The following is a 21339-nucleotide window of genomic DNA, read 5'->3' as shown; positions in this document are numbered from 1 at the left end:
CCAGGGCGCATCCCTAGAATGGGTCCGTGTCGTCACCCCGTCTCCTCCTCCTGCTCCTCGTCCTCACCGTCGTCACCCTGCCCTGGGCGCTCTTCACCGCCCGTGCCGATCTGAGCTTCGGCCCCCATGAGGCGCAGTACCGCGTCACCGCCGATTCGCGGCTCACCCTCGACTTCGGGCCGCTGGGCACCCTCCTCGTCCCTGCCGGGGACTATCTGCCGCTCGGACTGGGGGTGAGCGTCGACATCGGGGAGATCCCCGTCTCCGGTGCCGCCGAGGACACGACCTCGGCCTCCGGCGGTGCCGCCGACAGCGGTGGAGGGACGATCGACGCCCTCGGTGGGGACATCGCCTCCTATGCCTCGCTCTTCTCCGCCCCGCAGGTCCAGATCGACCTCATCGTCGAGGGCCTGACGCGGGAGATCCTCATCCGCTGGGCGCTCGCGGTGTGTCTGCTCGCCGGAGCCGTCGTCGGCGGCATCCACCTGCTCGGGCCGGCACGGATCGCCGCGCTGCGGCAGGGACTGGCGAGCCGGGAGCTCACGGCGATCGGTGCGGTCGTCGTCCTGCTCCTCTCCGGGGTGAGCGCGATCGCGCTCACCCGTCCGGAACCGCTGCGGCCGGACCCGGCGTTCGCGGGGACCCCGCTGGCCGGATCGCAGGTGACCGGCCGCCTCGGCGGGATCATCGACCAGGCGTTCACCGCGGTCAGGGACTTCTCCGAGGATAACGACGCCTTCTACGACGCCGTCCTCGCCGGCCTTCGCGGAGCGTGGAGCGAACGCCCCCTCAGCGGCGACTGGACCTCGCAGGGCATGGTGCCCCCGCCGGCAGGGAAGGCCGGCGTCTCGACCTTCGTGCTCAGCTCCGACGTCCACTGCAACATCGGCATGGCTCGCGTGGTCGGTGCGGTCACCCGGCTGAGCGGGGCCGACGCACTCATCGACGCCGGCGATGTGACGATGACGGGGACCTCGGCCGAGAACTACTGCATCGACGTCCTCGGCGACGAACTGCCCGAGGGACTGCCGCGGATGTTCGTCAAGGGCAACCACGACTCGCAGGAGACCGCCCGCCATGCCCGGCGCAGCGGGTGGACGGTCCTCGATGACTCCACGGCGGAGCTCGCGGGCGTGCGCTTCTTCGGCGGTCCCGATCCTCGCCGGACGGTGTTCGGCTCCGGACCCCAGCTCGAGACCGAGCTCACCGCCGACGAATACGCGGCCCGGCTGCGCGACGAGGCGTGCACGGCGGACTTCGACGTCATGCTCGTCCACGACCCCAGGATCGTCCAACCGGCCCTCGACTCCGGGTGCGCGGACTACGCCCTGAGCGGACACTGGCACCGCACTGTCGGACCCGAGGCCTTCGGTCGGGGAGTGCGATACGTGAGTTCGACGACAGGCGGAGCGCTCGCGAACGCGCTCACCCCGGGTCCCTTGAAGATGGATGCCACGGTGAGCATCATCCGCGTCGACAACCGGACGAAGAGACCCATCGACCTCCAGATCATCACTGTCTCCCCAGGTGAGGAGGTCAGCATCGGTCCGTGGGTGCGTTTCCCCGAGCCGCAGCCCCTCGTCGCCGATCCCGTCGAACCGAGTGAGTAGGGGGCCACGGCACACGCGGACTGCGCTCGGTTCGACGGATCGCGGTGGGAGACGGTATGCTCGTTTCTCGTGGTTGGACACCCCCTCAGCTGGGGGAGTCGAATCGAAGGGGTGTGGCGCAATTGGTAGCGCAACGGTCTCCAAAACCGTAGGTTGCAGGTTCGAGTCCTGTCACCCCTGCGCAGTCGAAGCCTGCCGCGGCGATCACCGCCGGACAGAGCGCAGACTGACTGGCTGAGGCAGTTGAGCAGTCCCAAAGGATTCCGACCGAGTGAGGATGTGTGAGCGACACACCGGCAAAGAAGACAGGAAACGCGTCTGAGAACGCCTCCCGTCGCAAGCAGCTCGGATTCTTCGGACGGATCATCCAGTTCCTCCGCGAAGTCGTGGCGGAGCTGAAGAAGGTCGTCACCCCGACCCGCAAGCAGCTGGTCAACTACACACTCGTCGTGCTGGGGTTCATCCTCGTCATGATGGTCATCGTCACGGTCCTCGACCTCGTGTTCGGCAAGCTCGTCGGATTCGTCTTCGGCGGAACTCCGCTCTGGCCACTGTGGTGAGTCGCCCTGTGCGGCGATAACCTGGATACAAACAGCACATCCTTCGGACACGCAAGCCGTCCGACTACACGCGAAGCGAGGAATTGATCGGTGTCGGATACCAGTTCACCCGAACAGGACGCCCCTGAGACTGAGGTCGACGCGCCTGAGACCGAGACGGTCGAGGAGTCGACGACCGAGGCGACCGCCGACGTCGACGCGACCGCTGCCGATGAGGCACCGGCCGAGGACTCCGCCGCTGACGATTCCGCCGAGTCCGGCGACGACGTCGACCCCGCCGAGGAGTTCAAGGCCGAGCTGCGGATGCAGGAGGGCGACTGGTACGTCATCCACTCCTACGCCGGCTACGAGAACCGCGTGAAGCAGAACCTTGAGAACCGCGCCGTGAGCCTCAACCTCGAGGACTTCATCTTCGAGTCGCAGGTCCCCATGGAGGACGTCGTCGAGATCAAGAACGGTCAGCGCAAGCAGGTCCGCCGTGTGCGCGTGCCCGGCTACGTGCTCGTCCGGATGGAGCTCACCGACGAGTCGTGGGGCGCCGTGCGCCACACCCCGGGTGTGACCGGCTTCGTCGGCAACGCCTACGACCCGGTCCCGCTCTCGATCGACGAGGTCTTCACGATGCTCGCTCCCGTCTTCGAGGAGCGCCAGGCCGAAGCCGCTGCCGCTGAGGGCGTGGCCGCCGAGGCTGCGGCGAAGTCCGCCCCCATCACCGAGGTGGAGTTCGAGGTCGGCGAATCCGTCCTCGTCAAGGAGGGCTCGTTCGAAGGCCACCCCGCCACGATCCAGGAGATCCGCCCGGACTCCCAGAAGCTCACCGTGCTGCTGTCGATCTTCGAGCGCGACGTTCCCGTCGAGCTCGGCTTCGACCAGGTCTCGAAGCTCTGACCCGACCAGCGCACACCATCGCAGGGGCCCGGTTCCGACCGGGCCCCTGACGCGTTCTTCCACCCTGTGTTCCCGCTCACAACCATTTGCCCGAAGCCGGGCGAGCGTGGAATGATGGTGTGGTTTGATTGTCGGCCCTGTATCGGCAGGTCGGCATCGGATGATGCGCCGCGTTCTCTCGGCGCATGGACACTCTCAAGATTAAGGACCGCACATGCCTCCCAAGAAAAAGGTAGCCGGCCTCGTCAAGCTCCAGATTCAGGCAGGTGCCGCCAACCCGGCGCCTCCGATCGGTCCGGCGCTTGCCCAGCACGGCGTCAACATCATGGAATTCACGAAGGCGTACAACGCTGCGACTGAATCCCAGCGCGGGAACATCGTTCCCGTCGAGATCACGGTCTACGAAGACCGTTCGTTCACCTTCGTCCTCAAGACCCCGCCGGCCGCGGAACTCATCAAGAAGGCCGCCGGCGTGAAGTCGGGTTCGGCGACCCCGCACACCGTCAAGGTCGCGCACCTCAGCGCCGACCAGGTCCGCGAGATCTCCACGACGAAGATGCCCGATCTCAACGCCAACGACCTCGACATGGCCGATCGCATCATCGCGGGCACCGCTCGTTCGATGGGCATCACCACCGACATCGAGGTCTGAGACCAGACATCCCACTGTGGCAGGGCGGACGCAGCCCCGACCACGACTGCAAGGAGAGAAGCAGATGGCAAAGCGCTCGAAGGCCTACCAGGCCGCGGCTGAGAAGATCGCCGCAGATGTGAAGTACGAACCGGCTCAGGCGATCGACCTGGCCAAGGAGACCTCGGTGGCGAAGTACGACGCCACCGTCGAGGTCGCCCTCCGCCTCGGGGTCGACCCCCGCAAGGCGGACCAGATGGTGCGCGGCACCGTCAACCTCCCGCACGGCACCGGCAAGACCGCCCGGGTCCTGGTGTTCGCCGCCGGCGACCGTGCAGAGGCAGCCCGCGAAGCAGGTGCCGACTACGTCGGTTCCGATGACCTGCTGGAGAAGGTGGCCGACGGCTTCACCGACTTCGACGCAGCGGTTGCGACCCCCGACATGATGGGCAAGGTCGGACGTCTGGGCAAGGTGCTCGGTCCCCGCGGCCTCATGCCGAACCCGAAGACCGGCACGGTGACCATGGACGTCGCCAAGGCCGTGTCCGACATCAAGGGCGGAAAGATCGAATTCCGCGTCGACAAGCACTCGAACCTCCACTTCATCATCGGCAAGGCCTCGTTCTCCGAGCAGGCCCTGCAGGAGAACTTCGATGCTGCGATCGAGGAGATCCTCCGCCTCAAGCCGTCCTCCTCGAAGGGCCGCTACATCACGAAGGCGACGATCACGACCTCGAACGGTCCCGGCATCCCGGTCGACGCAGCCGCGCTGCGCGCCTGATTCCGACCGTGGAGTGATCCGCGCCTGAAGGGCGGGAAGTGAGTCTCTCACTTCCCGCCCTTCGTCGCATCTGCGCCTCTTCGCCTCCCACGGGTCCTCACGTGCGCCGGTGACCTTGCTCACGTTCGTCGCAGCCGATAGATTGGGATGACCCCAGTGACCTGCATGACGACCGCCGACGGAGGTGGAGCGGACTGCGATGAGCACGACACCGCTGCTGCACGACGACTATCAGCTCATCGTGCGTCGGGCCCACAGCGACCTCGCCGCACCCAACCCTGAGCGGCGCGGCGTCCCCGGGGTGCGATCGACGGTCCTCGAGTCCTGGACCCGTTCCCTCGATCGACTCCGCGACCCGTCCGGCGTCCGTGCCCGGGTGGCCTATGAGGACGCTCAGCTCGCCGAGGTGCGCCGCCGTCATCCCTTCCACTCGATCATGCCGCTGCTGCGCTCCCACCTCATCGAACCGGCCACCGGCGCGGGCCTCCTCGTCGCCCTCGGCGATGAGCAGGGATGTCTGCTCTGGGTCGAAGGGGAGCGGTCTGTGCGCGAGCGTGCAGAGTCGATGGGCTTCGTCCCCGGCTCCGACTGGTCCGAGGATGCGATGGGCACCTCGGCACCGGGTCTCGCCCTCCAGTCGCGGTCGGCCGTCCAGATCAGCCAGGCCGAGCACTTCGCCAGCGACGTCCACGCGTGGAGCTGCAGCGCGGTGCCCGTCACCCATCCCGGCACCGGCGAGGTCATCGGCATCATCGACGTCACCGGGGGAGACGATGCCGTGTCCTCGATCGTCCTGCCCCTGCTCGGGTCGACCGCTCAGGCCGCCGCCGCAGGCCTCTCCCGGCTCTACCGCGCCGATGCCGCCGAGGCGGGGGACCGGGACTCCGCCGCCCGCGTTTGCCTCGCGGTCAGCGGTTCGGCTCCCGCCCTGACCGGGCCCGACGGCGCGCGCATCGAACTCTCGAAGCGCCACGCCGAACTCCTCCTCCTGCTCCACCGCAGCCCTGCCGGGCTGACCAATGCCGAACTCGCCGATCGGCTCTGGCCGACCGGAGGCAGCGACGTCACCGTGCGCGCGGAGATTGCGCGCCTGCGCAAGACGATCTCCGCCCTCAGCGACCTCGAGGTGGCCGGACGGCCCTACCGCCTGGTCGGCGATCTCGACAGCGACGTCGACACCGCCCATCGGGCCCTGGGCCAGGGCGACGTCGAGACCGCACTCGAGGCCTACCGCGGCCGGGTGCTTCCCGACTCCGACGCCCCCGGGGTGCGGGAGATCAGCGGCGAGCTCGAGGCGCTGCTGCGCGAGACCCTGCTCCAGGACGGGACCTGGCAGCAGCTGTGGCGCTTCGCCAGGCTGCCGGAGAACCAGTCCGACACCGAGGTGCTCATGGCCGTCCTCCGGCTCGCCCCGCCCGACGCCCCCGAGCGCACCGCCGCACTCGTCCGTCTCGAGGCGCTCGGCAGCTGAGGTCCCGCCTCGGCGATGCAACGCTCATGCAACGTTGCCCTCTGTAGCGTGATCGTCAATCGGGGATCACTCCCGAGGACATCGCAGCAAAGGAGTTGCCATGACGGTATACGCACGGCCGGGCGAAGACGGCTCTCTCGTCACCTTCAAGCCCCGCTACGAGAACTACATCGGCGGGGAGTGGGTGCCGCCGACGAACGGAAACTACTTCGACAATCCCACGCCCGTGACCGGCCAGCCCTTCACCGAGGTGCCCGCCAGCACTGCCGAGGACATCGAACTCGCCCTCGACGCCGCCCACGCCGCGGCCCCCGCATGGGGGAAGACCTCGCCGACGGAGCGGGCGAACATCCTCCTCCAGGTCGCCGACCGCATGGCGGAGAACCTCGAGATGCTCGCGGTCGCCGAGACCTGGGACAACGGCAAGGCCGTCCGCGAGACCCTCAACGCCGACCTGCCGCTGGCCGTCGACCATTTCCGGTACTTCGCCGCGGCGATCCGCACCCAGGAGGGCGGGCTCTCCCAGCTCGACGAGCAGACCGTGGCGTATCACTTCCATGAGCCGCTCGGCGTCGTCGGACAGATCATCCCCTGGAACTTCCCGATCCTCATGGCCGTGTGGAAGCTCGCTCCGGCCCTCGCCGCCGGCAACGCGGTCGTTCTCAAGCCCGCCGAGCAGACCCCGGCCTCGATCCTCGTCCTCATGGAGCTCGTCGGCGATCTGCTGCCGCCCGGCGTCGTCAACGTCGTCAACGGCTTCGGGCTTGAGGCGGGCAAACCGTTGGCCTCGAACAAGCGCATCCGCAAGATCGCGTTCACCGGTGAGACCACGACGGGCCGGCTCATCATGCAGTACGCCTCGCAGAACATCATCCCGGTCACCCTCGAGCTCGGCGGCAAGAGCCCGAACATCTTCTTCGATGATGTCATGGCCAAGGACGACGCCTATTGGAACAAGGCGCAGGAGGGCTTCACAATGTTCGCCCTCAACCAGGGCGAAGTCTGCACGTGCCCGTCGAGGGCGCTCATCCAGGAGGGCATCGCCGCGGACTTCCTCGAATCCGTCGTCGCCCGCACTGAGAAGATCGTCCAGGGCAACCCGCTCGACACCGACACGATGATGGGTGCGCAGGCCTCGAACGATCAGCTCGAGAAGATCGTCTCCTACCTCGACATCGGCAAGCAGGAGGGCGCCGAGGTCCTCATCGGCGGCGAACGGGCCGAACTCGACGGGGACCTCTCCGGCGGCTACTACGTGCAGCCGACCATCTTCAAGGGCGACAACGGGATGCGCATCTTCCAGGAGGAGATCTTCGGCCCCGTCGTCTCGGTGACGACGTTCACCGACTACGACGACGCGATGCGCATCGCCAACGACACCCTCTACGGCCTCGGCGCCGGTGTGTGGAGCAGGGACGGCAACACCGCGTACCACGCCGGCCGTGACATCCAGGCCGGTCGCGTGTGGGTGAACAACTACCACGCGTATCCCGCGCACGCGGCGTTCGGCGGCTACAAGGCCTCGGGCATCGGACGCGAGAACCACAAGATGATGCTCGACCACTACCAGCAGACGAAGAACCTCCTCGTCAGCTACTCCGACGAGGCCCTCGGCTTCTTCTGAGCCGACCTCCCGCCGGTCCTGCGCGCCGGACCCCTGCGCGCAGGACCGTCACGGCCGACCGCCTCGGCGGTCCTCCGCATTCCCCTCCACCCAGTGCATCCGCCCCACCGCAGCCACCCCCACCTCGGCGAACGCCGCCCCTCCAAGCGAAACCCCGGAACCACCCCATCACAACGAAGGAGTCGATGATGTCGGCAATGAAAGCAGCAGTCGTAGAAGGATTCGGCGAGGACCTCGTCGTCGGGGACAACCCGATTCCGGAGCCGGGTCCGGGTCAGGCCCTGGTCAAGCTCATCGCCTCGGGCGTGTGCCATACCGACCTCCACGCCGCCCACGGGGACTGGCCCGTCAAGCCGAAGGTGCCCCTCATCCCCGGCCACGAAGGCGTCGGCATCGTCGAGAAGGTCGGCGAAGGGGTCACCGAGGTCGAGGTCGGCCAGATGGTCGGCAACGCCTGGCTGTGGGCGGCCTGCGGAGTCTGCGAGCACTGTCGGCAGGGCTGGGAGACGCTCTGCGAATCCCAGGTCAACGGCGGCTACGGCGTCGACGGGTCGTTCGGGGAGTACATGCTCGTCGACGAGAAGTTCGCCGCCGTCATCCCCGACGGCGCCGACCCCTATGAGATCGCCCCTGTCCTCTGCGCCGGAGTGACCGTCTACAAGGGACTCAAACGCACCGAGGTCAAACCCGGACAGTGGGTCGTCATCTCCGGCATCGGCGGCCTCGGGCACATCGCCGTCCAGTACGCGGTGGCCATGGGCATGCGGGTCGTCGCCGTCGACGTCGCCGACGACAAGCTCGCCCTGGCGAAGAAGCACGGGGCGGAGATCACCGTCAACGCCTTCGCCGAGGACCCGGCCGAGGTCATCCAGGAGAAGATCGGCGGCAGCCACGGCGTGCTCGTCACCGCCGTCCACCCGGCAGCGTTCGGGCAGGCGATCGGCATGACCCGCCGAGGCGGCACGATCGTCTTCAACGGCCTGCCCCCGGGCGACTTCCCGGCCCCGATCTTCGACATCGTCCTCAAGGGCCTGACGATCCGCGGATCGATCGTCGGCACCCGCCAGGACATGGTCGAGGCCCTCGAGTTCTACGCAGCCGGCAAGATCCACCCGACCTACTCCAAGCGCCCCCTCGAGGACATCAACGCCGTCTTCGATGAGATGCTCCACGCGAAGATCGACGGTCGCGTCGTCATCGAGTTCTGACCCGCCGAGGCGGTGCCCGCTTCCGCCCACACCGACCGAGGACCGTGCCGTCGTCCGCTGCGAACGCCGGCACGGTCCTCCCATGTGTGTCAGGGAAGGGTCATGTCAGGGCGGCATGCGACCATGACTCCATGTTCGAGTCATTCACCGCGGAGACCTTTGGGACCGGCGACGCTGAGATCTATGTCCGCCATGGTGGGGATGGCCCGGCCGTCGTCCTCCTCCACGGTCACCCGCGTACCGGGTCGACGTGGTACGCCGTTGCGCCGGCTCTTGTCAAAGCCGGCTTCACGGTGGTCGTTCCGGACCTCAGAGGCTATGGGCGATCGCGAGGACCGCGCCCGGCCTCGGATCACCGACCGCATTCCAAACGTGCCTCAGCTGGAGACATCGCGACGGTTATGACCGCCCTCGGCCACGAGCGTTTCAGCATCGTCGGTCACGACAGAGGCAGCTACGTGGGTCTGCGGCTCGCTCTCGACTGCCCCGAACGGACGCAGGCGGCCGTCCTGATCGACTGTGTGCCGATCAGTGAGCACCTGCGACGGGCGGATGCGAAGTTCGCCGCGCAATGGTGGCACTGGTTCTTCTTCGCACAGCCCAATGTGCCGGAGCGCGTGATCAACGCCGATCCGGATGCCTGGTATTCCGGCGACCCCGCTGTGATGGGGGAGGAGAACTTCGCGGAGTTCCGCCGAGCGACCCGCAATCCCGAGGTGGTCAGTGCAATGCTCGAGGACTATCGAGCGGGACTCACCGTTGATCGGGCTGACGAGGAAGCGGACAGAGCTGCCGGCAAACGCCTGCGGATGCCGGTGCAGATCCTCTGGTCGCGCCGCGACGACCTCGAAGACCTCTACGGCGATCCATTGGAGATCTGGCGCGAGTGGGCCGATTGCCTCGCGGGGCATTCGATCGATTCCGGTCACCACGTGGCTGAGGAGGCTCCCGGTGAGCTCGTCGAATCTCTCGTCCCCTTTCTGCGTTCGCATACCGCATGAGGACTTCGGCGGTGTGACCAGTGTCTCCGGGGTCGAACGGCTCCCGATTGGACTGAGCGCGGGGGGACTGGCTAAGCTGGAGACACCGAAGACCGTCGGTCTCTGTGGGAATGCATGAATCCGCCATCGGATCCCTGTGCCCGCAGACGAAGACTCCGCAAGGAGTGACCCTCGCAGGTGAGCCAGAGATCCTTCAGTGAGAACCCCGTTCTCATCCTCGAAGCGTTTCGCGCGTACCTGCGTGGAGCGCTTTTTTCGTTGTCGGGACGCAGACCGGCGCCTGTACGAAAGGAATACCATGGCGAGGCCAGACAAGGCAGCCGCAGTCGAGGAGCTCAAGCAGCAGTTTGAGAACTCCGACGCTGTATTGCTGACCGAGTACCGCGGTCTCACCGTCGCGCAGATGAAAGAGCTGCGCGTCTCTCTTGGTGAGAACGTCAGCTACGCCGTGGTAAAGAATACGCTGACCAAGATTGCAGCCAAGGAAGCCGGCGTGACCGGTCTCGATGAGCTCCTCAACGGGCCCACCGCGATCGCGTTCGTCAACGGCGAACCGCCTGAGGCTGCCAAGGCTCTGCGTAACTTTGCCAAGGCGAATTCTCAGCTCGTCGTCAAGGGTGGCTACTTCGACGGTGCCGCCCTCAGCGCTGAGAATGTCAACCAGCTCGCCGACCTCGAATCCCGCGAAGTGCTGCTTGCGAAGGCAGCCGGTGCCATGAAGGCAAGCCTCCACCAGGCGGCTTACCTCTTCACCGCTCCGCTGGTCAAGGCCGCGCGCACTGTCGATGCCCTCCGCGAGAAGCAGGACTCCGCTCCTGCCGAAGACGCCTGAGCATCACCCCATCAACCCGGTCACCGCAGGTGACCACCACAGGAAGGATTGGCCACCATGGCTAAGCTCACTGCAGACGAGCTCATCGAAGCTTTCAAGGAGCTCACGCTCATCGAGCTCTCCGACTTCGTCAAGAAGTTCGAAGAGGAATTCGACGTCGAGGCCGCTGCCCCGGCCGCTGTCGCCGTTGCCGCTCCGGCAGCCGGTGGCGGAGAAGCCGCCGCTGAAGAGAAGACCGAGTTCGACGTCATCCTCGAGTCGGCCGGCGACAAGAAGGTCCCCGTCATCAAGGAAGTCCGTGGACTCACCTCCCTCGGACTGAAGGAAGCCAAGGACCTCGTCGACGGCGCCCCCAAGGCCGTCCTCGAAGGCGCTTCGAAGGAAGACGCCGAGAAGGCCAAGGAGACCCTCGAGGCTGCCGGCGCGACCGTCACCCTCAAGTGATCACCTTCGCGGCAGCCTGACTGACCGCAGAGACACGAGCCCCGCAGCCGATCCGGCTGTGGGGCTCGTGTCGTCCCAGGGACCCGCCCGGGCGGCAGGTGGCAGATCCGCACCATGGCTGTGACAACAGGTGTGAGCGCCCACCGTAGAGTTGGAACCATGACGACGACCGACCGCCTGCTCGGACAGCTGCGGGACCGCATCAGAGGGGCCTGGGACACCGGCCCCCTCTGGGTCGACCCCACGCTCGCCCCCGGTCTCACCGACAGGCAGCGGAGCGCGGTCGAGACGGCGACCGAGAACGCCGCCCGATCCGGACTCCCCGTCTTCGTCGCCGTGACTCCGGAGATCTGGATCGGCTACCACGACCAGTGGGACGCGTTCACCGCCGACCTCGCCTTCGAGATGTTCGACCGGACGGGAGAGGACCAGGCTCTCGTGCTGTTCACCGAGGCCGAGACCTCCGCCCGCAGCCGGTCCTACCTCGTCGATGGGAACGGTCCGAGCGTGCCGCCGAACTCCCAGGTCCTGCAGCGCTCGTCAAGCGACGACTTCCTCCCCATCGAGCTCGCCGTCGACTACCACCTCCGCGTCCTCGTCGCCGCCGCGACAGGGGAACCGGCACCGCCGCTGCCCGACTTCGACCCGGTCGACGTCGGCGAGTCACGGGGGGACTACATCGAGGCGACCGGCCTCGACCTCGGCAACCCCGACGGCATCGTCTTCGGCGTCTCCACCCTCGCCGCCCTCGGGCTCACCGCGTGGGTGCTCACCCGGAAGACGCGGTACCGGTGGAAGTCGGAGCTGACGACCGAACCGGAGCTCGTCCGCCGTCACCGCCTCGTCCCCGAGGTCACGCGGGCGCTCGAGCCCTTCCCGGAGCCCACCTCCGCCGACGAGGAGGGCTGGGCGATCCGCGACCGCGGGCTGCGGGTGCAGCGGGCCATCGACGCGGTCACCGACGCCCACCCCGACTGGGCATCCTCTCCCGACCACTCCCACCGCCAGGCGATCTGGGCCCTCGTGCGCACCGACAGGGCGCTGCGGGCGATGAACCGCCTCGGCCGCCGAGCGGCATCGGCCGAGACCGCCGCGCCCGAGTTCTGCTACTTCTTCCCCGCGCATACGAAGCCCGTCGAGAGCATCGCGTGGAAGCAGTCGGGGACCGTGCTCACCATCGATGCCTGTCAGACGTGCATCGCCGACCTCGACGCCGGACACGACCCCGTCTGCCTCATGGTGCCGAAGGACCCGACTATCCTCACCTCCCGACCCGTGCCCTACTTCCGGCGCGACGACGCCTACGCGCTCTCCGGGTTCGGCAGCTTCACCCCGCTCGAGGACGCCATCCTCGACGACGGCGTGCCCGGTGCCGAACGCCCAGTCCGGACGGGGAGGCGGTCATGACACGCTCCGGTGCCTCCCGCACTGCCCTCCTCATCCGCCTCGCGATCTCCGCCGTCGTCTTCTCCGCGGTCACCGCCGGGGCGATCGTCTGGAGCGTCTCCCTCTTCGACGACGCGAAAGACGAGCGCATCGAGCGGGCGAACAGCGACGACATCCGCGTCGACTCGATCTACTCCGACCGCATCGAGTCCCGCTTCGACGCCGACTACGACCGGACCCGCTACCGCACGATCGCCGAGGACCTCGCCTCCGACCCGATCTACGTCGACGCGTACCAGGCGTGGGCGGTCACCGACCCCGAACTCGACACCCTGCGCGACGAACTCGACGGGTCCGAGGTCCCCGTCTACGTCGCGTTCATGACGCTGTCCGATCTCGACGACGCCGACGGTGAGGGGAAGCTCGTCGCCGCCCGCATCGCCCGGGAGCTGCCGGAGGAGAAGGCGACTGTGCTCGTCGTCGGCAGCACCAGTGAGGACGTCGCGGACAAGGGCATCGAACGAAGGATCGTCGACTACCCCCGGCCGGCCGCGGATTCCACCCCGCCCGGCAGGGCGCTGGACTGGGTGCGGGTGCTCAAGCAGACCGAGGTCGACGAACCCTACGCCGAGCTCGAGTACGTCGACGAGCGCAGCGATGAGCAGCGACCCGAGGAGCTCGCCTACCCTGCGGTGTCCGCGATCACCTCTGTCGGCTTCGGCCTCGTCCTCGGCGTGCCCGCCGCGATTCTCCTCGTGTGGGTCGTGCGCAGGGTCCGCAGTCGGAAGGGTGCGCCCGTGCGGTCGGGACCGACCGGAGGGAGGCGCCGATGACCGCGACCGGAGAGCAGATCGCCGAGGCGCTGGGGGCCGATCCGTTCTGGATCGACCCGGCCGTCGCCGACCGGCTCAACCCCGCCCTGATGGAGAAGGCGACGACGACGGTCGAGGGTCTCGACTTCCCCGTCTACGTCATCGCCGTCGACGCCCCGAGCGTTGATCGCGAGCTGCTCCAGCAGGTCAAGGTCGCCCACGGCGGCGAGGGGGCCTTCGTCATGATCAACGGCACCGACGGTCTCATCGCCGACCAGACGTTTGCGGACACGGACCAGAAGATCGAGGTCATGGACCAGTACACGAACGCCATGGGGGAGTGGAACGTCTCGACCCCGTCGACGACGAAGCTCAACATCCTCCTCGGCTACTACGCCGATCCGCAGGAGCGCACCGAGGCGCAGGCGGGCACGGGGCAGGAGGTGCCCGGCAGCGAAGTCGTCGTAGACAGCGGTTCGGGATCACTCGCCCCGCTCCTCCTCGGCGGCTCCATCCTCGTCCTCGCCCTCGTCATCGCCGGTGTCTGGCTGTTGCGCCGTCGCCGGCAGGGCGCGGCCTACCGACTGCCCTCGCGGCTCCTCGACCGCGTCGACACCCTCCAGCGCGACTCGCTGCGGGATTCGATCAGCGACGACACGACGGCATTGGCCGAGTCGATCGACCGCCTCCACACCGCGGACCTGCCCGCCGCCGATGCCGACCGCGTCGAGCGGGCCCTCGACGCCTACCAGATCGCCCGCCGCATCGTCGACGACACGAGCTCGTCGCGGATCGACCTCGCCGGGGCCATGGTCCTCATCCGCCAGGCGGGCAGGGAGATCGCCGAGGCGCAGCGCGGTGGCCGGAGGAGGCGCGGTCGCACGGGCAGCCTTCCGGAGAGCCTGTGCACGGTCAACCCGCTCCACGGTGAGGCGCAGTCGACCTCCCGGGTCGACGCCGACGGGCAGAGCATCCGCGTGCCCGTGTGCCGGATGTGCGCAGAGGACCTCGCCGCCGGGCGCGAACTGCAGTGGATCTTCGACGGCGACAGGCCCTACGTCGAGGCCCGGAGCATCTGGGCGCGCACACTTTTCGGTGCGATCGGCGGCGACCTCGTCACCGCGCTCCACCGCGAACGACCAGAGTTCGACCGCGAGGCCTGACCAGACCGGCTCCATCTGCTGAGAGTCACCGGCGTCCAGCGGCCGTGTCCAGGACGCTGAGTGTCGATTCTGGGCCGGCAGATCGACACTGAGCGTCCAAAAGTCGAGGCCCCGAGTGGCCGGCTCACTCCATCGGCAACGTCAGCTCCCGCGGGATCGTGCGGTCGCGGTCACCGGGCATGGCACGGGAGGGCAGGGTCACCTCGGCGTCGGGCCCGTGCTCATGCTCCTGCGCGTCCTCCCACACGTCCTCGCTGTCGGCACCGAAACCCCCGGTCGACAGGTCGGTGTCCGGTCTCTGCCCGGGCACGGACGCGAGCCGGAAGCCGTCGATGTCCTCGAGCTGTCGTTCGACGAACGCCCGATCGACAGGAACCCCGTGCCCGGGGACGAAGACCTCGGCCCCGGGGAGAGCGAGCAGCGCGTGGAGGCTCTCGACCCAATGGCTCAGGGACGCGTCGGCACCGGCCTGCGGGGCGGAGCCCTCCTCGACGAGGTCCCCGGTGAAGACGATCCCGGCCTCGGGGAGGCTGACGATGACATCGGCCGTGGAATGTCCGCCGAGCACCGAGAGTTCGACGGGGAAGTCGCCGAGGTCGACCACCGTGGGCTCCGCACCCGCCTCGGCGATGGGGGTGACCTCGACGAGGAGGTCGCCGGGATCCTCCGGCAGGCTCGCGGCGAAGTCCGCGGTGTCGGGATTGGTCCGCAGGGCGTCGAGGGAGATCCACGTGCTCGCGGCCTGATCGGCGGCGAAGGCGGGGGAGGCGAAGACGCGGTCGATGCCGGCGGCGACGAGGGCGGCGGCTCCGAGGTGGTGGTCCCAGTGGTCGTGGGTGATGACGAGATCGATGGGGGTGACGATCTCATTGGCAGCGCGGCTGAGCTCCTGTGCGCGCTCGACGAGGCGGGCGGCCGTGTCCGGCCCGGGACTCGAGTCGACGATGAGGGTGCGGTCGGCGCCGGTGATGATCCCGGAGTTGACGGCGGCCGGGTCGAACGTGAGCACGGTGATGGTCGTCATGGCCCCAGTGTACGGGCGGGCACCGGCCCGAATCCGGTCTCGACGGCCTCGCCGTCGTCTGCGGTTAGACTCGCTCTCGGAGCGCTTCGCACCGCGGCGGGCGCAGGCACGCGAGGACAAGGAGATCGATGGAGATCACGCACATCCCGGCAGGCTCGCTCACCGAGTCCGAGATCGAGGACACCGTCGCCGAGGTGGTCGCCTTCGATCGCGTCGTCAACTCAGCCTCGGGTCTCGGCCCCGACTTCGACCCCCGCCCCGGAGAGGTGCGCCGGACGTTGCGGAGGACGAACGACTATCTCACGCACGCGCTGTGGCTCGGCCGCCTCGGCGCGGACATCGTCGCCAAGGGCATCGCCTACCTCAGCCTCAAGGACAACGAGGATGCCGCCGAGATCCACGTCGCAGTCCACCCCGAGCACCGCCGGCAGGGACTCGGCACCGAGCTGCTCGCGGCTATGGAGGAGCAGCTGGCCGGCGACGGACGGACGAGGTTGACGAGCTTCGGTGAGTCCCCGGCCGCGGTCGTCGATGCCGATCCGCGGATCGCGCGAGTCGCCGCGGCCTCGGGGACGGGGGCGCTGCCCTCGACCCTGCCGGAGGTCGCCTTCGCCCGCACCCACGGGTACTCTCTGCGGCAGCTCGAACGGTGCTCGGTCGTGCGGATCCGCGAGGCCGGGGGAGGGCTGGGTGCGGAGGACGAGGGCGACGACGGCTACACGATCCTCACGTGGGCCGGACCCACCCCCGAGGAGCACCTCGAGGCGCTCGCCCTCCTCCACCGGAGGATGTCGACGGACACGCCCGGGGCCGCCGACCTCGAGGAGGAGGAGTTCTGGGATGCCGACCGGGTGCGTGCGAACGACGCCGACCGGGAGGCATCCGGCAAACGGATGATGACGGCGCTGGCGATGAAGGGCGACGAGGTAGCCGGCTACACTCAGGCCGCCCACTTCGCCGACCGCCCCGAGGTCGGCGACCAGGGTGGGACTCTCGTCATCCGCGAGCACCGCGGGCACCGCCTCGGCGCGAGGCTCAAGAGGGCCAACCACGCGGCGCTGCTGCAGGAGTCGGCGGTCGAGCGGGTCTACACGTGGAATGCGGCGGAGAACACGTGGATGCTCGCGATCAACGACCTCGCCGGATTCGAGACGTTCGCGTGGACGAGCGTGTGGAAGAAGGTGCTGCCCACGGGCGCCACGGCGGGGGAGTGAGGCCGTCACCAGCCGAGCGCGATGACAAGGACGGCCACCGTGAGCACCGCCCCGGTCGGCACCATCGTCGCGCGTTCGGTCCGGCTGCCGGAGACTGCGTTGGCCACCGTGCTCAGGGCGAGCACGCCGACGAGCACCCATGTCGCGACGATGACGACGGTGGAGTCCCGGCCGGGCAGCACCCCCGTGCGGCTGAGCAGCAGGGCGGCGAAGACCGCGTAGGCGGCGAGGGTCGCGAGACTCGAGAGCCGCAGCCGGGTCGGCAGCACGCGTTCTCGCCCGCCCCAGAGCAGACTGCCGACGGGCAGCCCCGCCGCCCCGAGGATCTGGAGGGCGGCGAGGGCGGCGAGCAGCACCAGGGCGATGATCAGGGCGAGGGTCACGACTGCTCCAGGTCGTCGAGCCACTGCACTGCCAGGGCGTGGGAGCGCAGCCCGTAGTCAAGGGTGGCCCTCTCGAAGCGATGGTTCTCCCGCGCGGCATCCGGCACCTCGGCGGCATCGAGGTCAGCGGCGAGGGCTGTCAGCGCAGACGCATCGGCGTCGAGTCGCGAGCGGATCTCCGCGAGGCATGCCGCGCGCTCGGTCTCCGGCAGCCGGCCGAGCAGGTAGACCTTCGCGAGCATGGTCTGCTCCGGATTCGACCCGGTGGGTGGTTCGCCCATCCATTCCCGCCAGCGTGTCCGCCCTGCGGCCGTGAGCGAGTAGAGCCGGCGCCCGCGCGCCGAATCGGGAACGTCGTCGACCGTGACCCAACCGCTGTCGCGAGCACGGTCGAGGGCCCGCTGGATGCTGCCGAAGCTCGCGGCGTAGAACAGCGAGATCCCGCGGGAGAACCTTCGGTGAAGGTCGTAGAGGGTGCGCGGTCCGTCGTGGAGGAGTCCGAGAAGGAGGAACACCATGACCTGAATATACCCTTGAGGGATATCGATGTCACGGGTGGGAGACGGGGTTCGGAGACGGACCTTGCGGGACTTGACCGAATGCTATAAGCTTGATATTTGCGTTGCTGTGCCTGTGGCGTGCCTTCATATAGCGGGGGGCAGGCCAGTTCCACTCCAGTGAACCACGTCGTCGCCCGGTGTCGAAACCGACAAACGGATCGGCAGCCGGTCGGGGTGGGGTGGCAACGCGTCAATTGGTGAAGCACTCGGAAGGATCCCATTGGCCGCCGCCAACGATAACACCAGGACCGCTAATCCCCCCAAGAGAATCTCGTTCGCGAAGATCCGCGAACCGCTCGAGGTTCCCGACCTGCTCGGACTCCAGACCGACAGCTTCGACTGGCTCATCGGATCGGAAGCGTGGCAGGACCGCGTCGCCGAGGCCATCGAAATCGGAGACGACTCCGTCGCGACCACCTCCGGTCTCGAGGACATCTTCGAAGAGATCTCGCCGATCGAGGACTTCGGCGGATCGATGTCGCTGTCGTTCCGTGAGCACAGGTTCGAAGCTCCCAAGTACTCGATCGACGAGTGCAAGGAACGCGACATGACCTACTCGGCGCCGCTCTACGTCACCGCCGAGTTCATGAACAACAACACCGGCGAGATCAAGTCCCAGACCGTCTTCATGGGCGACTTCCCGCTCATGACCGACAAGGGCACGTTCATCGTCAACGGCACCGAGCGCGTCGTCGTCTCGCAGCTGGTCCGTTCGCCGGGCGCCTACTTCGAGTCGAGCGTCGACAAGACCACGGACAAGGACATCTTCTCCGCGAAGATCATTCCCTCCCGCGGTGCATGGCTCGAGTTCGAGGTCGACAAGCGCGACCAGGTCGGCGTCCGCCTCGACCGCAAGCGCAAGCAGTCGGTCACCGTGCTGCTCAAGGCCCTCGGCTGGACCGAGTCGAAGATCCTCGAGGAGTTCGGCGAGTTCGAGTCGATCCGCGAGACCCTGGCGAAGGACACCGTCTCCACGCAGGAGGAGGCGCTGCTCGACATCTACAAGAAGCTGCGTCCCGCCGAGCCCGCGACCGCCGAGGCTGCGCGCAACCTGCTCAACAACCTCTACTTCAACCCCAAGCGCTACGACCTGGCCAAGGTCGGCCGCTACAAGGTCAACCGGAAGCTCGGCGTCGATGCCCCGCTGTCGGACTCGGTGCTCTCTGTCGACGACATCGCCGCGACCATCCGCTACCTCGTCTCCCTCCACGCCGGAGTCGAGACGACGAAGGGTGAGCGCGACGGCGAGGAGATCGAGGTGCGCGTCAAGCTCGACGACATCGATCACTTCGGCAACCGCCGCATCCGCGCCGTCGGCGAGCTCATCGAGAACCAGGTCCGCACGGGCCTCTCCCGCATGGAGCGCGTCGTGCGCGAGCGCATGACCACCCAGGACGTCGAGGCGATCACGCCGCAGACGCTCATCAACATCCGTCCCGTCGTCGCCGCGATCAAGGAGTTCTTCGGAACCTCGCAGCTGTCGCAGTTCATGGATCAGAACAACCCGCTCGCGGGTCTGACCCACAAGCGCCGCCTCTCGGCGCTGGGACCCGGCGGCCTCTCGCGCGACCGTGCGGCGATGGAGGTCCGAGACGTCCACCCGTCGCACTACGGCCGCATGTGCCCGATCGAGACCCCCGAGGGTCCGAACATCGGTCTCATCGGTTCGCTCGCCTCCTACGCCAGGATCAACCCGTTCGGCTTCATCGAGACCCCGTACCGCAAGGTCGTCGACGGCGTCGTCACGGACGAGACCGAGTACCTCACCGCCGATGACGAGCTCGACTACAACATCGCGCAGGCGAACGCCCCGCTGACCGACGATCAGCGCTTCGCCGAGGAAGAGGTCCTCGCCCGTCCGAAGGGCGGCGGCGGCGAAGCCGAGCTGGTGCTCCGCGACCAGATCGACTTCATGGACGTCTCCGCACGTCAGATGGTGTCCGTCGCCTCGGCGCTCATCCCGTTCCTCGAGCACGACGACGCGAACCGCGCCCTCATGGGTGCGAACATGCAGCGCCAGGCTGTGCCGCTGGTCATGTCCGAGGCCCCCGTTGTGGGCACCGGCATGGAGTACCGTGCGGCCGTCGACGCCGGCGACGTCATCGTCGCGGAGAAGGCGGGCGTCGTCACCGAGGTCTCGGCTGACTTCGTCACGGTCCTCGCCGACGACGGCACGATGCAGACCTACCGGGCCGCGAAGTTCAAGCGCTCGAACCACGGCACGTCCTACAACCAGCGCATCATCGTCGACGAGGGAGACCGCGTCGAGGCCGGTGCTGTGCTCGCCGACGGACCGTCGACGGAGAACGGCGAGATGGCTCTCGGCAAGAACCTCCTCGTCGCGTTCATGTCGTGGGAGGGCTACAACTTCGAGGATGCGATCATCCTCTCGCAGCGTCTCGTCCAGGACGACGTCCTCTCCTCGATCCACATCGAGGAGCACGAGGTCGACGCCCGCGACACGAAGCTCGGTGCCGAGGAGATCACCCGGGACATCCCGAACATCTCGCCCGACGCCCTGGCCGACCTCGACGATCGCGGCATCATCCGCATCGGCGCCGAGGTCACTGACGGCGACATCCTCGTCGGCAAGGTCACCCCGAAGGGTGAGACCGAGCTGACCCCGGAGGAGCGTCTGCTCCGGGCGATCTTCGGTGAGAAGTCCCGTGAGGTCCGCGACACCTCGCTGCGCGTGCCCCACGGCGAGATCGGCACCGTCATCGGCGTGCGCGTCTTCGACCGTGAGGACGACGACGAGCTCTCGCCGGGCGTCAACCAGATGGTCCGCGTCTACGTCGCCCAGCGACGCAAGATCACGATCGGTGACAAGATGGCCGGCCGTCACGGCAACAAGGGCGTCATCTCGACGATCCTGCCGGTCGAGGACATGCCGTTCCTCGCCGACGGAACCCCCGTCGACGTCATCCTCAACCCGCACGGTGTGCCCCGTCGTATGAACATCGGCCAGGTCTTCGAGATCCACCTCGGTTGGATCTCGAAGCAGGGCTGGAAGATCGAGGGCAACCCCGAGTGGGCCGAGGAGCTTCCGCAGCTCGCCCGCGAAGCCGAGGCCGGCACTAACCTGGCCACCCCGGTCTTCGACGGTGCCCACGAGCAGGAGCTGCGCGGACTGCTCGACGCCACGACCCCGAACCGCGACGGAGACCGACTCATCGACTCCTCGGGCAAGGCCCAGCTGTTCGACGGTCGCTCCGGTGAGCCGTTCCCGTACCCGATCTCGGTCGGCTACATGTACATGCTCAAGCTCCACCACCTCGTCGACGACAAGATCCACGCGCGGTCGACCGGCCCGTACTCGATGATCACCCAGCAGCCGCTCGGTGGTAAGGCGCAGTTCGGCGGTCAGCGCTTCGGTGAGATGGAAGTCTGGGCCCTTGAGGCCTACGGCGCTGCGTACACGCTCCAGGAGCTGCTGACGATCAAGTCCGATGACATCCCGGGCCGCGTCAAGGTCTACGAAGCCATCGTCAAGGGTGAGAACCTGCCCGACCCGGGAATCCCCGAGTCGTTCAAGGTCCTCATCAAGGAGATGCAGTCCCTGTGCCTCAACGTCGAAGTCCTGTCTTCCGACGGCGGCCAGGTCGAGATGCGCGACTCGGAGGACGAGGTCTACCGCGCAGCCGAAGAGCTCGGCATCGACCTGTCCTACCGCGAAGCCCAGACCGTCGAAGAAGTCTGAGCACTTCCACTCCAACCGACACAAGAATTTCTGATGGACCACGAGTC

Annotated in this window: 19 protein-coding genes and 1 tRNA gene; 17 read left to right on the top strand and 3 right to left on the bottom strand. The window is 67.7% G+C overall.

What is annotated here, in order from left to right; all coding sequences use genetic code 11:
- Positions 1–26 precede the first annotated feature (26 nt).
- From EZE58_RS02345 to EZE58_RS02275, 15 genes are all read left to right on the top strand, one after another.
- On the top strand, positions 27–1610 hold the full coding sequence (locus tag EZE58_RS02345) for a metallophosphoesterase (RefSeq protein WP_095376716.1): 1584 nt from the start codon (positions 27–29) through the stop codon (positions 1608–1610).
- Between the two features lie 107 nt (positions 1611–1717).
- A tRNA-Trp gene (locus EZE58_RS02340) sits at positions 1718–1790 on the top strand.
- Between the two features lie 101 nt (positions 1791–1891).
- Positions 1892–2170 carry a preprotein translocase subunit SecE gene (secE, locus tag EZE58_RS02335; protein WP_009379120.1) on the top strand — a complete coding sequence of 93 codons (279 nt, stop codon included), beginning with the start codon at positions 1892–1894 and terminating at the stop codon, positions 2168–2170.
- 90 nt (positions 2171–2260) lie between these two features.
- On the top strand, positions 2261–3058 hold the full coding sequence (nusG, locus tag EZE58_RS02330; protein WP_009379122.1) for a transcription termination/antitermination protein NusG: 798 nt from the start codon (positions 2261–2263) through the stop codon (positions 3056–3058).
- Between the two features lie 214 nt (positions 3059–3272).
- A complete protein-coding gene (gene rplK, locus EZE58_RS02325) occupies positions 3273–3710 on the top strand; it encodes a 50S ribosomal protein L11 (protein WP_009379129.1) in 438 nt (145 codons plus the stop codon).
- A gap of 64 nt (positions 3711–3774) precedes the next feature.
- Positions 3775–4470 (top strand): 50S ribosomal protein L1, encoded by a 696-nt coding sequence (rplA, locus tag EZE58_RS02320; RefSeq protein ID WP_009379130.1) that lies wholly within the window; start codon positions 3775–3777, stop codon positions 4468–4470.
- Between the two features lie 199 nt (positions 4471–4669).
- Entirely contained in the window at positions 4670–5941 is a 1272-nt protein-coding gene (locus EZE58_RS02315) for a helix-turn-helix domain-containing protein (protein WP_095376714.1), read from the top strand.
- 100 nt (positions 5942–6041) lie between these two features.
- Complete coding sequence (locus EZE58_RS02310; protein WP_063249184.1) at positions 6042–7565, top strand: aldehyde dehydrogenase family protein; 1524 nt, start codon at positions 6042–6044, stop codon at positions 7563–7565.
- 188 nt (positions 7566–7753) lie between these two features.
- Complete coding sequence (gene adhP / locus EZE58_RS02305) at positions 7754–8773, top strand: alcohol dehydrogenase AdhP (RefSeq protein WP_063249183.1); 1020 nt, start codon at positions 7754–7756, stop codon at positions 8771–8773.
- A 131-nt stretch (positions 8774–8904) separates the two neighbouring features.
- Entirely contained in the window at positions 8905–9774 is an 870-nt protein-coding gene (locus EZE58_RS02300) for an alpha/beta hydrolase (RefSeq protein WP_040342028.1), read from the top strand.
- Between the two features lie 298 nt (positions 9775–10072).
- Complete coding sequence (gene rplJ / locus EZE58_RS02295) at positions 10073–10606, top strand: 50S ribosomal protein L10 (protein ID WP_009379140.1); 534 nt, start codon at positions 10073–10075, stop codon at positions 10604–10606.
- A gap of 57 nt (positions 10607–10663) precedes the next feature.
- Positions 10664–11050, top strand: coding sequence for a 50S ribosomal protein L7/L12 (gene rplL / locus EZE58_RS02290; RefSeq protein WP_009379144.1), 387 nt, complete (start codon positions 10664–10666; stop codon positions 11048–11050).
- A 159-nt stretch (positions 11051–11209) separates the two neighbouring features.
- The gene (locus tag EZE58_RS02285) at positions 11210–12457 is read left to right on the top strand and encodes a hypothetical protein (RefSeq protein WP_009379146.1); all 1248 of its coding nucleotides are present in this window, start codon (positions 11210–11212) and stop codon (positions 12455–12457) included.
- Positions 12454–13269 (top strand): hypothetical protein, encoded by an 816-nt coding sequence (locus EZE58_RS02280; protein ID WP_009379148.1) that lies wholly within the window; start codon positions 12454–12456, stop codon positions 13267–13269. The genes EZE58_RS02285 and EZE58_RS02280 overlap by 4 nt, the downstream gene beginning before the upstream one ends.
- Positions 13266–14411 carry a hypothetical protein gene (locus EZE58_RS02275; protein WP_009379150.1) on the top strand — a complete coding sequence of 382 codons (1146 nt, stop codon included), beginning with the start codon at positions 13266–13268 and terminating at the stop codon, positions 14409–14411. Before EZE58_RS02280 ends, EZE58_RS02275 begins: the two co-directional genes overlap by 4 nt.
- A 124-nt stretch (positions 14412–14535) precedes the next feature.
- On the opposite strand, the gene EZE58_RS02270 is transcribed toward EZE58_RS02275, so the two are convergent.
- On the bottom strand, positions 14536–15435 hold the full coding sequence (locus EZE58_RS02270; RefSeq protein ID WP_009379152.1) for an MBL fold metallo-hydrolase: 900 nt from the start codon (positions 15433–15435) through the stop codon (positions 14536–14538).
- Positions 15436–15563: 128 nt separating this feature from the next.
- Between EZE58_RS02270 and EZE58_RS02265 the strand changes: the two genes are divergently transcribed.
- Positions 15564–16649: a GNAT family N-acetyltransferase gene (locus tag EZE58_RS02265; protein ID WP_009379155.1), complete on the top strand. Its 1086-nt coding sequence runs from the start codon at positions 15564–15566 to the stop codon at positions 16647–16649.
- A 5-nt stretch (positions 16650–16654) separates the two neighbouring features.
- On the opposite strand, the gene EZE58_RS02260 is transcribed toward EZE58_RS02265, so the two are convergent.
- Together EZE58_RS02260 and EZE58_RS02255 are read right to left on the bottom strand one after the other, a co-directional pair.
- A complete protein-coding gene (locus EZE58_RS02260; protein WP_009379156.1) occupies positions 16655–17032 on the bottom strand; it encodes a hypothetical protein in 378 nt (125 codons plus the stop codon).
- Positions 17029–17550, bottom strand: a complete 522-nt coding sequence (locus EZE58_RS02255) for a PadR family transcriptional regulator (protein ID WP_009379159.1) — start codon at positions 17548–17550, stop codon at positions 17029–17031. Before EZE58_RS02255 ends, EZE58_RS02260 begins: the two co-directional genes overlap by 4 nt.
- 262 nt (positions 17551–17812) lie before the next feature.
- Between EZE58_RS02255 and rpoB the strand changes: the two genes are divergently transcribed.
- A complete protein-coding gene (gene rpoB / locus EZE58_RS02250) occupies positions 17813–21292 on the top strand; it encodes a DNA-directed RNA polymerase subunit beta (protein ID WP_009379160.1) in 3480 nt (1159 codons plus the stop codon).
- The last annotated feature ends 47 nt before the right edge of the window (positions 21293–21339 follow it).

The sequence above is a fragment of the Brevibacterium sp. LS14 genome, assembly GCF_012027885.1.
Taxonomy (GTDB): Bacteria; Actinomycetota; Actinomycetes; order Actinomycetales; family Brevibacteriaceae; genus Brevibacterium; species Brevibacterium casei.
This window is presented reverse-complemented; position numbering and strand designations above follow the sequence as displayed.